At 55.8% G+C, this 15,896-nt stretch carries 7 protein-coding genes and 2 pseudogenes; 1 reads left to right on the top strand and 8 read right to left on the bottom strand.

Features of this window, described 5'->3' with window-relative positions; translation table 11 throughout:
* Window positions 1-6: 6 nt before the first annotated feature.
* The 6 genes and pseudogenes from KW808_RS14740 to KW808_RS14765 all read right to left on the bottom strand — a co-directional run.
* Window positions 7-1,095: pseudogene (locus KW808_RS14740) on the bottom strand (alpha/beta fold hydrolase); the annotation flags it as partial.
* Between the two features lie 81 nt (window positions 1,096-1,176).
* A pseudogene (locus KW808_RS14745) lies at window positions 1,177-4,839 on the bottom strand (beta-ketoacyl synthase N-terminal-like domain-containing protein); the annotation flags it as partial.
* 359 nt (window positions 4,840-5,198) lie between these two features.
* On the bottom strand, window positions 5,199-7,061 hold the full coding sequence (locus tag KW808_RS14750; protein WP_462574128.1) for a FadD32-like long-chain-fatty-acid--AMP ligase: 1,863 nt from the start codon (window positions 7,059-7,061) through the stop codon (window positions 5,199-5,201).
* A 208-nt stretch (window positions 7,062-7,269) separates the two neighbouring features.
* On the bottom strand, window positions 7,270-8,199 hold the full coding sequence (locus KW808_RS14755; protein ID WP_003862654.1) for a cutinase family protein: 930 nt from the start codon (window positions 8,197-8,199) through the stop codon (window positions 7,270-7,272).
* A gap of 3 nt (window positions 8,200-8,202) precedes the next feature.
* A complete protein-coding gene (locus KW808_RS14760; protein WP_003862652.1) occupies window positions 8,203-8,703 on the bottom strand; it encodes a DUF732 domain-containing protein in 501 nt (166 codons plus the stop codon).
* Window positions 8,704-8,705: 2 nt separating this feature from the next.
* Window positions 8,706-10,679: an alpha/beta hydrolase-fold protein gene (locus KW808_RS14765; RefSeq protein ID WP_003862650.1), complete on the bottom strand. Its 1,974-nt coding sequence runs from the start codon at window positions 10,677-10,679 to the stop codon at window positions 8,706-8,708.
* A 456-nt stretch (window positions 10,680-11,135) separates the two neighbouring features.
* On the opposite strand from KW808_RS14765, the gene KW808_RS14770 reads away from it, so the two are divergent.
* Window positions 11,136-12,509 carry an HNH endonuclease signature motif containing protein gene (locus KW808_RS14770; RefSeq protein ID WP_003862648.1) on the top strand — a complete coding sequence of 458 codons (1,374 nt, stop codon included), beginning with the start codon at window positions 11,136-11,138 and terminating at the stop codon, window positions 12,507-12,509.
* Between the two features lie 74 nt (window positions 12,510-12,583).
* Here the strand turns inward: KW808_RS14770 and KW808_RS14775 are convergent, their stop codons facing one another.
* Window positions 12,584-13,606, bottom strand: a complete 1,023-nt coding sequence (locus tag KW808_RS14775) for an alpha/beta hydrolase (RefSeq protein WP_499652284.1) — start codon at window positions 13,604-13,606, stop codon at window positions 12,584-12,586.
* Window positions 13,607-13,755: 149 nt separating this feature from the next.
* Window positions 13,756-15,828, bottom strand: coding sequence for a beta-(1->2)-arabinofuranosyltransferase (gene aftB, locus KW808_RS14780; protein ID WP_040073042.1), 2,073 nt, complete (start codon window positions 15,826-15,828; stop codon window positions 13,756-13,758).
* Between the last annotated feature and the right edge of the window lie 68 nt (window positions 15,829-15,896).

Genomic DNA, 15,896 nt, shown 5'->3' on the forward strand with positions numbered 1-15,896 from the left:
CCGTTACTAATTCTTCCGAGAAATCTCTTCAATGCGGCGACTCAAATGAGCTCCGACTGTGCCGATTTCTGGTTCATCGACAACTGCCAGGTGGTCACCATTCAGCTGAACAATTTCCAAATCGTTGACAATTCCGGACCATCCTCCATCTTGATCAATCTTGGCATAGTTTGGTTCAAGTTCGATAGCTCCATCATGCATGCGTTCCGCGCGGAACAGGATGACAGGGGCTTCAACGTTGGCCCAGTCTGCAAAATTAAGTTTAGCCAGGATGCGGTTGTCCACAAAAGAAGCGCGCTGGTGTTCAAGCACACCTGCGGACAATCCGTGTTCGGAGGCGTCGGTGTTGGCCAGGAAGTCGGTCATCATGGACAGCATTCCGTCTTCACCGATGGTGTCCAAGATTTCAAAAGGTACCTCGAAATCAAGGCCGTAGGTCTTCTTGGCGAAGTCCGCGTAGCGAGTCCAGCGTGCACGAGTTTCCTCAGCGGTATCTGGTGCTGGGTCTGAAGGCTGCACAGTATCCAGCAACGCCACGGTAGCTACCTCAACATCGGAGCCAACCAGTTGGTGGGCAACCTCGAAGGCAACGGCGCCGCCGAAGCTCCAGCCACCCAAAACTACTGGGAAGCCATCGGAGTACTTCTTGATGTCATCAACATATGCTGCCGCGCGGTCAGCGAGATCGCCTTCCAGACGCTCAACGCCATAGACAGGGACATCTTCAGGCAGACGACGCATTAGTGGTTGGTAGACCACGGAAGAACCGCCAGCTGGGTGGAACATGAACACTGCAGGCTTGGTGGAGCCTTCTGCACGTCTACGCAGCACACGAATGTTGCCCTGAACTTCAGTTTCGAGGCCTTCACGCACCAGGTCAGACAGTGGTTCGAGGGTTTCTGCAGCCAACACCTGTTCAGTGCTGATTTCAATTCCGGAACGCTCGGTGAGGCGCTCGGCAATTGCGGTTGCAGTATCGACATCGATCTGTGGCAACTTGCTGGTCACGCCAGCTGCCGCAGCGCCAGTCAGGCCTGCCCAAGTACCAAAGACCATGCGTTCCGACGCATCTCGCGGTGCAACGCCAACGCCCTGCACGTCCTCGCCCGAAGCAGAAGACTCAGCAGCTTGAGCCTCCCCTGCTGCCTCAGCTGGCACCTGCGGGGTGGCGTCGACAAGCGTCTCAGAGGAGCGGCCAGCGACCATGTTTTCCACCATGATTACCACGTCAGCGACGGATGCATCGCGGAGCGCTTGGACCTGGAGTGGTGGAATCTGGAAGTCGTTTTCGATGCGGTTTTTGATGCGCATGCCCATGAGGGAGTCGAGGCCGAGGTCAATCAGTGGGAGTTCGCGTGGGAGGTCATCCACGTCGTAGCCCATTGCTTCGGAGACGATGGCGCGCATGCGCTCTTCGACGGTTTCGGTCGCTGGGTCCCAGCGGACTGCTTCGATGTCCAAAGGCAGGTCGGAGCGAGGGTCTGGCTGGTCGCTGTAATCGGTGTTGAATCCGTCGTAGCCTGGACCGTCGAAGGAAGATGCTGCGGCGAATCCTGGGTTGGCTGCGAAACCTTCGGCGACAAGAGTGCTGGTGGTTCCCTCAATCTTGTATACGGACAGGCTCAAACCGCCCAAGGAGCGAGTCACGATGGTGGTGATTTCGCCGCTTGGTGGCAGCATGTCGCGCTCGTCCACTGCGTCGACGGAGGAACCTGGGGTGACAGCCATGGCGGCTGCTTCCATGATTGCCACTGCGGATGGTGCCAGTTCGGCTGCGGTGGAAAACGCCACAGTGTTGTTTGGCAGATTCACGCGGAAGCCCGGCAGATCCAGGGATGCGCCAGAGGATGGGCGTGCGGAAGTCCAGAAGCGCTGGTGCTTCCAGGTGATGTGTGGCGGATCGATGGTTTCACCTTCGCCGTACAGCGCGGAGAAATCAACGTTTGCGCCGTTGACGTACAGCTTCGCCAGAAGGTCGCGGAGGGATTCTGCCTCTGGGACTTTTCGCTTCAGGCTGAACAGCAGCTGTGCATCAGGCTTGCCCACGGTGAACGCGGTGTTCATCATGCCCATGAGTGCAACTGGGTTCGGGGAAATTTCCACCAAGGTGTTGTGGCCTGCAGCGAATGCAGCTTCGGTGGAGTCCTGGAAGTACACGGACTGGCGGGTACAGCGGAGCATGTAATCGGCGTCGTGGACCACTGCTCCAACTGGGTAGGTAACACCCTGATCGACAGAGCTGAACAACGGGATCTGCAGCGGAAGTGGCTCGATGCCAGCGATTTCGCCAGCGAGCTCACCAAGAAGTGGTTCCACAGCAGAGGTGTGGCCAGCGCCCTTGACGTTGAGCAGGCGGGCAAACTTGTCTTCAGATTCCAGCTTCTCTACGAACTGAACCACGGCGTCGCGAGGTCCACCCACGGTAGTCATGCCTGGACCTGCATAAACAGCAGGCTCAATGCCCTTGTACTCAGGGTTTTCTTCGATGAACTTATCCAGGTCCGCAGCGGCGAATTCCACCACAGCCATGGCACCCAGCTGATCCTCAGCCAGGGACTTCTCGCCCTCGCCCATTAGGCGGGAACGGTGGCTGGCAATGAGCATGGTATCGCGGTCGCTGAGTCCACCGGCAGCGTAAGCGGCAGCGATCTCACCCATCGACATGCCCATGACGGCAGCTGGCTTCACACCGAAGCTTGCCAACAGGTCAGTCAGTGCGATCTGGATTGCGGTGATCGCAACCTGCGCGGTCTCGGTGTCGTAAGTTTGCTCATCATCCAAAACAAGTTCCATGATGGACCAGCCGGACTCGAACTTAACCATTTCATCGAGCTCTTCGATGCGCTCGCGGAACTGTGGCGAAATTGAGCACAATTCCTTGATCATGAGGCGGTGCTGGGATCCGAAACCGGAGTACACAAACACAGGACCGTTGGCCGCTGGGGAATCAGCTGCGGAGATACCGACGCTGACCTTGCCTTCTGCGACCTGGCGCAGGCGCTTTACGGCTTCCTCGATGGTGCTTGCAAGCACGACTGCGCGGGAGCGGCCATGATTGCGGCCTGCCAGCGCGCGGGCTACTGGGGTCAGGTCGCAATCTTTGCGGCCCTCCAAGAAGTCCGCCAAGTCAGCAGCTGCTTGTCGACGCCTGGATGGCAGGTGACCAGACACCGGCAGGGCAACCTGCTGGTCAGGAAGCAACGCCGCCTTCGGGGCACGGGTTTCGTAGTCTTCTGCGTTGTACTCAGAGATCACCACGTGCGCGTTGGTTCCACCGAACCCGAACGCGGACACACCAGCTACTGCGTGACCGTTGTATTCCGGCCATTCACGTGGATCTTCCACAACTTCCAAACGCTCAGCATCGAAATCGATGTAGCGGTTTGGACCTGCAAAGTTCACGGTTGGTGGCAGAGTCTTGTTCTGCAAAGCAAGCAACACCTTGATGACACCTGCAATACCCGCAGCTGACTCAGTGTGGCCGAAGTTGGACTTTGCAGAGCCCAGAAGAGTTGGGGTGGATGCGTCACGGCCATAGCCCAAAACAGCACCCAGGGCGGTTGCTTCAATGGGGTCACCCAGGATGGTGCCGGTGCCGTGAGCCTCAACGTAATCCACGGTGGTGGGATCAACCTGAGCGTCAACATATGCACGCTGCAGCACATCAACCTGTGCGTCAGGGTTTGGAGCGGTCAGTCCGTTGGAGTGACCATCGGAGTTCACTGCAGAACCCTTGATCACACCGATGATCTTGTCGCCGTCGCGGATTGCGTCATCCACGCGCTTCAGCACAACGACTCCGGCGCCGTCGGAACGCACGAAACCATCGGCATCATCAGAGAATGCGTGGATCTTGCCGGTTGGGCTGATCACACCGAGCTCAGCGAATGCAGTTGTGACAAATGGAGATGCCAAAATGTTCACTCCACCAGCGATAGCGTGATCCGCTTCGCCATTCCGCAGCGCACGGACAGCCTGGTGAACCGCTACCAGAGAAGAAGAACATGCGGTATCCACGTTGACGGAAGGACCGCGGAAATCGAAAGCGTAGTTAATGCGGTTAGCGACAATCGCACTAGAAGTACCAGTCAGCGCATAAGGATGTGCTTCTGCTGGATCGGCAGCGATCATCATGCCGTAATCGTTGTTGGAGGAACCCATGAACACGCCCACGGCTTCGCCACGCAAAGTGTTTGGTGCGATGCGAGCGTACTCCAAAGCCTCCCACGTTAGCTCCAGCAAAATACGCTGCTGAGGATCCATGTTGGCGGCCTCGAGCGGAGACAGACCAAAGAACTCCGCATCAAAGCTAGAGATATCTGACAGGTAGCCACCGATGGTAGAAAACTCTTCCATCTTCCGAGACATAACCTCATCGCCTGCATACTCAGACCAACGGCCAATCGGTAGATCCGAGATACCGTCACGGCCCTCGACGAGTAGCTTCCACATATCCTCCAGGCTCTCAGCGCCTGGGTAACGCGCAGCCATACCGACAACCGCAATATCGTGGGAACCTGGGGAATCGCTCACCGCGGAGAAATTCAACTCACGCTGGGTATGTGCACGACGAGGCTCGCCCTCAACAAGGCGCTGCGCCAAACTACGGATCGTTGGGTACTCATAAGCGATGGTGGCATCCAAGGAGGTGTCCAGCAGGTTTTCCAACTCACCAGACAACACAACAACATCGCGAGAGGAAAGGCCAAAGGTCTCCATTGCCTTGTCATCCGTAACTTCCTCCACCGGAATACCCGTGGTGCGGACAACCCAATCACGGAGCCAGGTGCGAACCTGTTCAACGGTCATCTTCTGATCCGACGATTGGCTCTGTTCCATATTGAGGCCTCAGCCTTTCAGCTCGATTACAACTTAAACTTAAAAAAATATTAAAACTATCCGCATCAACCAAAACGAGGCTGAGGAGAATAGACATCCAGACGTTTATCGCTATTCAACCTTCGAACGTTTCATCCCCAGGTCAGAAGCAATTTTTTCCAGACGGATTTGTAAACCTATCGCGTCCACCGCTAACTGCAATAGTTTACAAGGACAAAGCGCTCGATGGAATTTATAGAGAAGCTTCACCTGACAATTCCGCTGATGTTTCTACTGATGTTTCCACTATGCACAAAACCAAAAGAACCCCGATGGATTCTGTTGAAAATCCATCGGGGTGCTGCTGTGTTTGCAAAGAACTAGTTAGCTTGTTCCTGAATGTAGTTGCGCTGGTTGACGCGGCGTGCGATCTTTCCGGAGGAAGAACGCGCGATCTCGTCAGGTGCGAGGATACGGATCTCTTCTGGAACAACACCGTGTGCAGTGCCAACGGCGGAGCGGATTGCTTCTTCAGCAGCTGCATCGTCGGCTTCGTTTGCAGTGGTGTCGCGTTCTGCCAGGATGATGAGCTTTTCAATGTCATCGCCTGGGACTGCGAATGCTGCGACGGAATCTGCACGGATGTGTGCGGAAGCAGCCTGGACGGTGTACTCGATGTCCTGTGGGTAGTGGTTTCGGCCTGCGACAACGATGAGGTCCTTCAGACGACCGGTGATGTAGAGCTCGTTGTCTACGATGACGCCGAGGTCACCGGTAGCCATCCAGTAGTTGTCGTCGGCAGCGCCTTCTGCGCGGGAGTTTTCCTCCAGGCGGGTGTTCAGTCGGTTGCGGAAGGTTTCTGCGGTGTCTTCCTCGCGGTCGAGGTAACCGGCTGCGGTGTTTTCGCCGTGGGTCCAGATTTCTCCGATCTGGCCGTCTGCCAGCTCAGTTCCGGTTTCGGAATCAACGATGACCAGCTGCTGTGGGGCTGCAACCTGGCCGTTGGAGACGAAAGCAACAGCCTTGTCATTGCTCTTTTCTACAAGCTCAACGCGGTTTTCGGCCAAGGCCTCGCGGTCGAAGAAGGAGATCAGCGGACGGTTTTCGGTCTGTGGGGTGGTGACCAGCAGGGATGCTTCTGCGAGACCGTAGGAAGGACGCAGGGTCTGAACAGGCAGGCCGTAAGGCTCGAAAGCTTCACGGAAGGTGGTCAGAGCATTCTCGGTGACTGGCTCGGAACCGATAATGATGGCATCCAATGCGGAAAGATCCAGGGTCTCTCCCTCTGCTGGCTTTGCGTAGCGTGCTGCAAGCTCGAGGGCGAAGTTAGGAACCACGGTGTAGACGTTAACGTCCACGTCGCTTTCACGGCGGTTGAGCTGCTTGATCCAGCGGGAAGGCTGCTGCACGAAATCGCGTGGGTTCATGAACTCGTTGTCCAGGCCAAGCATGGTGACAAACGCGGCGAGGATAATGCCCATGTCGTGGTGCAGTGGTAGCCAGGAGACCAAGCGCAGTGGGGTTTTAAGCTGTGCAGCGCTGAAGATCTGCAGGACGTTGGTCAGGATGGAGCGGTTGGTCAGAACAACGCCGGCTGGGGTTCGGGTGGAGCCGGAGGTGTACTGCAGGAATGCGGTCAGATCGATAGGTGCGGACTGGCGCAGAGCAGCCAGGCGGCGGCCGGCTTCGGTCAGCATTGGGTTCTCGTAAGAATCTGCGAGGGAATCAGGCAAGGAATCTACAGAGAGGATGCGTGGGCGTTCTGCAGCTGGAAGGCTGGAGAAGTGCTTGCGCACGGCACCTGCGGACTTAGAGTTGGTCAGCACAACTACTGGCTCGCTGTCTGCGAAAACAGCGTTGAGGTGGTCTGCGTGTCCTGGCTCGTTTGGATCATAAAGCGGCACAGGGACCATGCCAGCGTAGATCGCGCCGAGGAAGCTGAAAATGTACTCAGGGCTGTTGTTAGCCAGGATCGCTGCACGATCACCCAGGGTGGCGACCTGCTGCAAGCGGCCTGCTACAGCCTTGATACGAGTATCGATCTCGTTTCGGGTGTACTGAATCAGCTTGCCATCGCGGTCTTCGGAGAAGTCCCAGAAATGCATGCGTGGTTTATCCCCGCCGCCTTCAGCGATGTCAGCCTGGTACATGAACTCACCCATGGCTGCCAAAGTTAGGAATGGAGGAAGGTTGATTTCTCCATTCTCATCGAAGAATGAACCAATCGCTTTATCTAAATCCATGTGAACCCCTCTTACAATTCTTTAATGACTATTGTGACCATCGACAAAGATGAACATTTTATTACTTTTGCAAACTAACACTACTTGAGCGAGTGACCGTTCCTCCAACAAAAGACGAAGGGCTCGCCGTTTAAGGCGAGCCCCTGCGCAAAACCTCAAGCTTTAGCGCACAACGTCCGGGAGGTGGACGTCGAAAAGCGAAAAAGCTTTATCCGTTGTCGATGAGGTTGGTCGCCCAATCCACAACCCACGCATTAGTGGTTGTGCCTGGGAAAACATCCGGATTGGTGGCGTAGAGCGCGTGCACACCGTTGGCGGAGACCATGGCCAACGCACGATCAAGGGCGTTGCCGACATTCACCGGAGCATCACAGATCGCATCATTTGGAGCACAAATATCCTGCACCCGGTCGTTGAGCACACCGAAACCGCCCGCGCGCCCGCCACGCATGGTTGCGCCCGGAACAATCGGCTGCACCAGCAAGTTCAAAGGCTGCAGAGTAACCTCCGCGCCGATGCCATCCACAAACGTGCCTGGGAACTGGCCCACACCAGGCTCCCGGCGACCGTCAGCGATCAGGGCGACACCCCTGACGCTATCAGCTGGAATAACACCTTGCTCTGAACCGATCTGAGCAGCCACATCGCCCGCAATGACCGCACCCTGGGAGAAACCAACGATGATGAACTCCGTGGCAGGGCACTCATTGTGAGTGTTGATCAGTTCCTCATTCATCTTCGCGGTGCCTTCATTGCGCGAATCGTCATAGGACATCTCATTTTGCGAGTTGATGTTGCGGAACTGCGCAGTGTACGGCAGCGTCCACACCTTGACGTCATCCGCAGAATAACGCTCCTGCAGTGGCTGAGTGATGCTCAACATGAATGACAGCGGATTAGCGGTCGGGTTGATCGGATCATCATTAGCAGCCGACTCCCACGTACCCGGCGCGGCAATGACTTCTACCGCAGGGCACCAATCAGGTTGAACCGGTGGTTCCGTGGTTTCGGTACCGGTTGGCTCGCCAGGCTGGCCAATGAAATCTGAGTCATCGGATGTGTTCACATACTGCACGATGCCCACGCCGATTAAGACGAGGACGATCAATACAGCAATAACGGTGATGGTTTTCCTCATCGGTTAACAATACGTCCGATCCGCAGATTCCTTCAGCAGCGTAGAAATTTCCGCTGCTTGATCTTCCTTCACGCTGGTGCGTCCCTGCACGATGAGCTGGCCTGCAACCGCATCGACAGTGACGTTTTGGTCCTTGTTTTCCGAACTGCAGTAATTTTGCGCAGTCGCAATCAACTGGTCCTCCACGCCGGAGATGTCGATTTTTTCATCTTTCAGCGCATCCAGAAACGCTTGCGCCTCAGCGCTGCGTTCCACGGTCACCTCGGGCAGGCCGTCGATTTCCTCGGCTGCCCCGTCCCGGGCTGTGCTTCCGCCGCTTCCATTGCTTTGCGACGCCTGACTGCTGCGTTCGGTCGACCTTGCGGTGCTGCTTGACCCAGCGCTGCTTTCTGTTGGGGCTGCCGCTGTCGAGGGAGAATCATCTCCTTCAACAGTGACTCCCCCACAAGCAGCAAGGCTCAGGCACAAAAGTCCGGAAGCGAGAGTTGCGTAGATGCGCTTCACTATTAGCGAGACTCCTCAATTCGGCCATTGACCTGACGGATGGTGCCGTTCTGGAAATCAATGGTCTGTCCACCCGCGGTGATTGCGGTCTGGTCAGAGGTTGGGAAGCCGTATTCGCCCTGCTCCCAGCCCTTAGCACCCCATGCGTCGAAGATGTCGCCGTGCAGAATCACGTGCGCGCCAGTGGACGCGGACCAGTAGATGTTGCCCTTTTCGAATTCCTGGAAAGCGCCACCGTTGATCAACTTCTCATTGCCGGTTGGGAAACCAAGCTGAGCGAAGATTCCGTCATCGGCGTACTTCTTGGAGATTTCTCCGCGAACCCAGTAAGACTGGTTATTGGAGGTACGGAATACGTAGCCACCTTCGAACTGCTGGCGCAGGCCACCGTTGTATTCAACTGCAGCGCCGGTTGGGTAGCCGAGGCTGCCCTTCTCATAGTCCTGGGTGCCCCATGCGGCGAGCATATCGCCTGGGATTTCCCAAGGACCAGTGGTGGCGGTCCAGTAGATAGAGCCGTGCTCGAAGGTGACGAAGCGGCCACGTCCGTCTGGTGTCTTCAACTCAGAAGAGGTTGGGTAGCCCAACCAGGAGTCAGGTCCACCCAGCTCAGAGTAACGAGCGTTGATGCGTCCAACCAGGCCGAAAGCGCCAGTGTTTGCAGACCAGTATGCGCGACCGTTAGCGAAGTCCTGGGCCTTACCGCCGGTAACATCGTATTCGTTGGTCAGGCAGGTGCCCATCGCGCCGTCGGCAACAGCGTCAGCGATTGCGCCGACAGGTGCACACTCAACGCCACGGTCCTCAGTGGACATGCCAAGAGCGTTAGCGATGTGAGGGAACGCCTGAGTCATCTCGAACTGCCAGTATTCCCATGAGTGCACGCCGGATGGACGGAAGCTAGCAACAACTTCCACGCCAGCCTGGTTTGCACGATCGACGAAGGTCTGGGAAGTCATACGGGAGATAACTTCCAGACCGACACCTGCTGCGTTTGCAGGTCCAATAGCTACAGAGTCTTCCTTACCGAAGTCATCTGCACCGTTACCAGAGGAAACGTAGATGGTCTTGCCCTTGAGCTTGTCTACGTTGCTCTTTGGATCGTTTTCCTGCCAGCGCTCAGAACCGACTGGTCCCCACATTGCGTTGGCATCGTATCCGCCGGCGTCTGCCAGGGCTGCGGAAATAGCGATTGGCATGCCAGCGGAGGTGGTGTCCAGATAGCCGGAGAAGGAACCGACGAACTTAAACATGTCTGGGTGGTGGGTTGCGATGTTAACCGCAGCGGTACCGCCCATGGAGATACCGGTGATGGCGCGATCGGTGTTGGAACGGAAGCCCTTGTCCAGGATCGGTGCGAGCTCCTGAGTCAGGAAGGTCTCCCACTGGTAGTTCTTGCCGTTGTTTGGCTCTTCCCAGTCAGAGTAGAAGGAGCTCTCGCCACCGATTGGGAGCACAACAATGGCGTTCTTATCGGCGTAGTACTGCTCAATGTTGGTCTCAATGGTCCAACCACTCTGCTCTTCAATCGCGCGCAGACCGTCAAGTGCCCAGATTTCAGGGAACTCACGGTTCGGGGAAGAGTACCAGTCACGCGGAAGCAGCAGCTGCACCTTGATTGGGCGCTCTGGCATTGCTGCAGACTGAATAGTCAAAATGACATGCTTGGAGGTTGCCCACTCAGCGCTGATCACGCGCACACCATCAGGCAGCCCGGCGATCTCTGGGTAGGTGACTTCACCAGCAGGAAGCTCTTCGACGCGAGGCTTCAGGTAGTCAGTCAGGCCATCGGTGACGCCCTGCGCGATGCTGCCAACAACGGCATCAGAGGAAAGGTTGCTGGACTGAGCCGAAGCCATAGGTGCCAGGGACATAGTCAACGCAATTGCGGTTGGGACAGCGCCTGCTGCAATCCAGAGGGAACGGCGCTTAGCCTGAGCTTTAGCCTTGATGGAACGAAATGCGGTGTCGCGCATGAAGTTTTCCTTCTCATTTTGATTTTTGGATACTGCGCACAGGCCCGCAATGAGTTAGATCCGTCCCGAAAGTTCCCCGCTTCCGGCCCGACAAACACACGTGGGCTATGCCTTGAGAGTCTTCAGTTCTTTTCAGTCTGTCGTGATCTTAGTCCAGAAGGTTACATATGTGGGTATGTAACTCTTCTGATGCAGGTCACAACTTCAGAATGACCTCAATCTTAAGTTCAACTTTAGACTTTTTTCAATGCCACGCCGGGAATCCGCAAGACTCGCAGCATTTCCCCTCCACCTTTTCGCATTTCGCTGAATTTTTCAATCCGCCCCTCCGCTTCCTGTGGATAACTTTTCACCCCAGGGCGCGGATCACTTCGGATCTGTGGATAACTTTTAAGGCCCTTGTTTTCCCCTTGAAGCTTCGGTTGTGTGGAAAACAGAAAAGGAGGGGAAAACAAAATGCAAGAAATCCACACCATCATGAAACACATGGACGCGCTCATCGCCGACCCGTCCGCCGCCGCATTCAAAGCAACACTCCCCTTCGCCGAACTCCTCGAAAAGCTCCACAACAAAAAAGCGCTTTTCGACGCCGCCCTCGCCAAATCCGCCGAGCGCGCCGATGCCGGACGCATCATCGGAAAAACTTCCCACATCGATGCCCTCGCGTACCTTCTCGACATCTCCAAATCCGAAGCATTCCGACGCACAAAACGCGCCGAAGAACACTACGGCAACCCAAGCCCGGAACCCAGTTCAGAAGAACTCGCGAAAGAAACCCCCGAAGAGAAGCTAGCCAGAGAAGAAAAAGAGAAACAAGACCTAGCCGAACAAGCAGAAGCCAACCGCATCGCCCGCGAACACGGCATCTCCGCCGAAAAACAAGACACCATCCGCTACGAACTAGAAAAACTCAACGACAACACATCCCTATCCCGAGCCTCACTCCGCAAACTAGCAATGCAGGAAGCCACCAGCCGAACCCCCGAAGACCTACGCAACTGGACCCGCAACAAAGTTATCCGCATAAACCCCACCGCCAAAGACCCACTCGCCGCAGTAAAGAAACGCTCCTTAAGCATCGGACGCCAAGACCACGACGGCGGAGCCAAAGCATCCCTCTATTTAGATGCCAAAGGTCTAGCCCTGCTCAAATCACTGATGTCTAAAGCCAAGCCGGGGCATTTGCTTGAAGACTCTTTGGCGGAGGATAAACGTACGAAACCGCAACGCCAATACGATGCCTTCGCCGACATCCTCCACCGCGCACACAGCGATCTCCTCCCCGCACGATCCGGAGTGGGCACCATCCTCGTCTCCCTCTCCGCCAAAGACGTAGCAAACCTCAAAGCATCGGGCCCCGACCACCGCTACCCCACCAGCACCGGCATAAAACTCACACCGCTTGAGATCCTGCGACTCGGTGCAGCCAAATATGACTTCGTGACCGTCCTCGACTCCGAATCCGGCCGTCCGCTGCACCTGGCACGCACTCAACGCACCGCCAGCCTGTATCAACGCCTAGCCCTCTTCGCCTCCGAACTCGTCTGCACCCGCGAAGGCTGCGACTCCCCCTTCGAAGACAACGAAATACACCACATCAGATCCTGGCTAGACGGCGGCCCCACAGACATAGAAAACATCACCAACATCTGCCCCCACGACCACGGAAACAACAACGACCAACGCGACGGCAAAGACAACATGGGGCACATGAACATAGATCCCACAACCGGGCGCGTCGGATATCAACCCGCCGACCGCCGAAAACCCATGCGGTTTAACAACACCGCAGCCGCAGCAGAATCAGGAGGAGCACAGGCCAGGACCTGAGTTTTTAGCGCGCCAAAAAGCCCACTGCAATAGTACAGTGGGCTTTTGATTTTGGTGTGGCCTTTGGTGTGGCTCTACCAGGCGTTCATGACGTCTAGAACACGACCCTGAGTTCTCTCCAGCTGGGAGTTGAACTGAGCCCAGCCGTGAATGCCATACATTGGGTAATCCGCAGTTGGGTTCAGACCCTGAAACCTTGCCTTTGCTTCCCAAATCCTGGTGGATGTCATTGCCACGAATTCAAGCACAGAACCAGTGAGGCGGTGGTCTACGCGAACTCCATCATCCTGAGGGCTCCACAGGCCGGAAGCTGCAGAGATGTAGACGTCGGTGTTAGCCAAGCCGCCCATGTTCCAGAATGGGTCGTTTTCAAAACGACGTGGGTTAATGATTGAGCCATACATTGCGTTGACGTTGAATCCACCGGTGTCCAGCATGGCCAGACGCAGCAGGGTTTGCATGCCTGGTGCAGTGGTGTTCAAGTAGCCGGACCAAGACATAGCCTGGCGGAACTGATCTGGGTGCTTTGCTGCGAGGTTCAGCGCGGCAGTTCCGCCCATGGACAGGCCACCAATGGAGTTGTTGTTTCGCGCAACGCCGAAGTTCTGCTCAAGGTATGCAGGCAATTCCTGGGTAAGGAAAGTCTCCCACATGTAGATGACAGGATCGGAGGAAAGAGATGCCTGGGAGTTCCAGTCAGCATAGAAGGAACCTGCGCCACCAACTGGCATCACGAGGGTGATGTTGTTTGGTGCGTAGAGGCGCGCAGCGTTGGTATCCACGAGCCATGCGTTTGAGTACTCAGTAGCGCGCATACCATCGAGCAGGTACAGGCCAGCGTTTCCGCCACGCTCTGCAGGCTGGATCTGGACAGGAATGTTGCGGCCCATTGCAGGCGACCAAACATCACAGCGCTGAACCCAGAAGCCCACAGCATCCCAGTCACAGTAACCAGAGTTATCTGCGCGCAACCAGTCACGGTTTGCAGCTTGTGCGGTGCCTTGTCCAACAACCATGAGGGCTGCCGCGGTGGCAAGAGCCACTACAAGGGCGACGAGCTTACGGCTTGCCTCGCCAGCTCGTGTAAATACGGACATAATTCTCCTCCGGCAAAAATTGATATGTACCCATCGGCGGTATGGACCGCTGATACCTCTCGATGCCTATCTTGTTTTTCCGCCCACACGTTACCAAGTTGTGACACTCTTGGGTAGTTATCACAGCCCAATGATTTGTGAATAAGTGTTTACTGAGAGCTATATAAAGGTTCTCCGCGAGGTTCATCAAGTTTAATTTCCCCAGGCCAAGCAATAGTTTCTAACCCGTCCTGAATCTCTGCAGGGGTCGGGTTAAATTCTTTCAAAAGATCTTCAGGATTATCTGAAATTTCCAGTGTCCTTCCGGTAGTGAGTGCGTATTTAATATTGTCCACAAACCGGTGGTAGGACATTGGCTCACGGTAAGTCTGGAAAAGGTGAACCAATTCTGGGTGGCGTAGCGCCTGGCGGGCCTCATAAGTCTTTTGAGCATCCAACCAACCCGGTGTGTACGCCAGCGGAGTGGCGGATTCCGCGACCTGCCATTCCAAGTCCATCAATTTATCGTGGCCGATTCGACCACCTTCAATGCGTGGCTGGCGGGCTGCCAGTGGCGTTGCCAAACCAATCAGGTCTGTCACACGCACGTTGAGCGGTGCGTTCATGGAGGTCATGCCGAGGTTCACATGGAAAACAGTTGGCGGGAGGTTAGCCAAATCACCGGCTTCAACCCCCTCCACGCGAGGTGTGGTGATCCACGAATAAGTGGTCGGGTCACTGCTGGCCAGAATATTGAGTTGCTGGCCTGTTGGATTAACCAACGTCTGATCGCGCATAACCTCTGCGTAATCATTCATGGAATCAACAGTGAGGAAATCCTCTGCATAAAGCGGAGGATGATCTTCATCTCGGTTGGTGAAATCAATCCAAAAATCACGCTCATCAACCACATGCTGGCCGGTATTTTCCCATTGGTGCCCCTGCACAAAAACCACAGTGGACCACACCCACGTAGAGAAAACGAGAACCAGCGCAACCAAATCCTGCCAACCTCGATCAACAACATTGACCGGAATGACAGAAACAGGCAGCAGAATGGCAAAAAGTGGAAGGAGCAGCATGCGTCCATGCATGAAGTCGCCACCAACACGGATAACGTAAAGGAAGTGGAGGAGCGCACAGATAACCAGCAACGCTATAGCCATACCCGGAGTGCGCAGCCCCAGCCGCCCCTTCGGTATCGCTAAGTGCTTGTCAGTTTTCCACACTGTCAACGCGCCTGCGGCCAACAGCAAGGCCAAACCGAGCCACAGGTTGTAAGGCCCCGTGAAATCCTCAACATATTCCCAACCAGTCCCCCACACCGCATCTGAGGCTGATTTCGCTACAGCCGTGTGCGGCACCATCAGCCCGTAATAACCCATGCGGAAGATTTGGTACGCAGCTGGAAGAGGCAAAGCCGCCACCAGGATCCCCAAAACAACCCGCCATCGTGGCGCAGTAAGCAGCAGCAACACTCCAGTCAAACCGCCATACATCGCCAGTTCTGGGCGAACCAGCCAGCTCAAGCCTGACCAAAAGGCCAAAGCATAGGTTATTGCACCGGCATTAACGATAGGATTTGAAGTTTTTGCGCCCGAAGCCTTCTTGCCCGAGGTCTTGCCCGAGGTCTTGCCCGAAGTCGCCCACAACACCAGCAGCAGCCATTGGATGGAAATCCACATCAAAGATAGGCCCCACTCCAATCCGGAAGTGGCAAAGTCTCGCGCCGGGGAAAGGCTGAAGTAGCCGATCACGCCTGCAGGAAGCAATACGGCAATGCGTTTGCGGTGGAGATGCGCGGTACCCAGGACACCGATGATGGACGCTGCGGTGGTGAACAGCAGCGCAAGCCACAGAGCAATATCTTCGAGGCGATAGTCAGTTACTAAGGCAACCAGATAGATGCAGTATTGCCACAGAGTAGATGTGTTGGCTTCGACGCGTTCGCCAGCGTTGAATACTGGCCCGTTTCCAGCCAGGAGGTTTCGGACGGTGCGTAGGACGATCAGTCCGTCGTCGCTGATCCATTTGCGGGTCCAGCCTGCCCAGAAAGCAAAGATGCCAGCAGTAAGGGCCGCTAAAAACGTTGTAATGAGGGTGTAGTTCGGACCAGAAGAACCGTTAGATGCGGCGCGAGGAGCACTGCTTGAGGTTTCTTCAAGGAGGTCACCTGCGTGTTCAGTTTCTGGATCTGGCTGCTTACCGGTCTCAAACTCCGGACGCTGGGGGCTAAACGTCATGAGGCCACATGCTAGCACCGCATGTGGCCTCAAACGTTAATGGACATGCTGGTCAGAGCATGTTCATT

The sequence above is a fragment of the [Brevibacterium] flavum genome, from assembly GCF_019317305.1.
GTDB classification, from domain to species: Bacteria; Actinomycetota; Actinomycetes; order Mycobacteriales; family Mycobacteriaceae; genus Corynebacterium; species Corynebacterium glutamicum.

Coding starts and splice junctions, on each gene's coding strand:
- KW808_RS14775 (WP_499652284.1), bottom strand. CDS start 13,606: ATGTCCGTATTTACACGAGCTGGCGAGGCAAGCCGTAAGCTCGTCGCC.
- KW808_RS14770 (WP_003862648.1), top strand. CDS start 11,136: ATGCAAGAAATCCACACCATCATGAAACACATGGACGCGCTCATCGCC.
- KW808_RS14750 (WP_462574128.1), bottom strand. CDS start 7,061: ATGGATTTAGATAAAGCGATTGGTTCATTCTTCGATGAGAATGGAGAA.
- KW808_RS14765 (WP_003862650.1), bottom strand. CDS start 10,679: ATGCGCGACACCGCATTTCGTTCCATCAAGGCTAAAGCTCAGGCTAAG.
- aftB (WP_040073042.1), bottom strand. CDS start 15,828: ATGACGTTTAGCCCCCAGCGTCCGGAGTTTGAGACCGGTAAGCAGCCA.
- KW808_RS14755 (WP_003862654.1), bottom strand. CDS start 8,199: ATGAGGAAAACCATCACCGTTATTGCTGTATTGATCGTCCTCGTCTTA.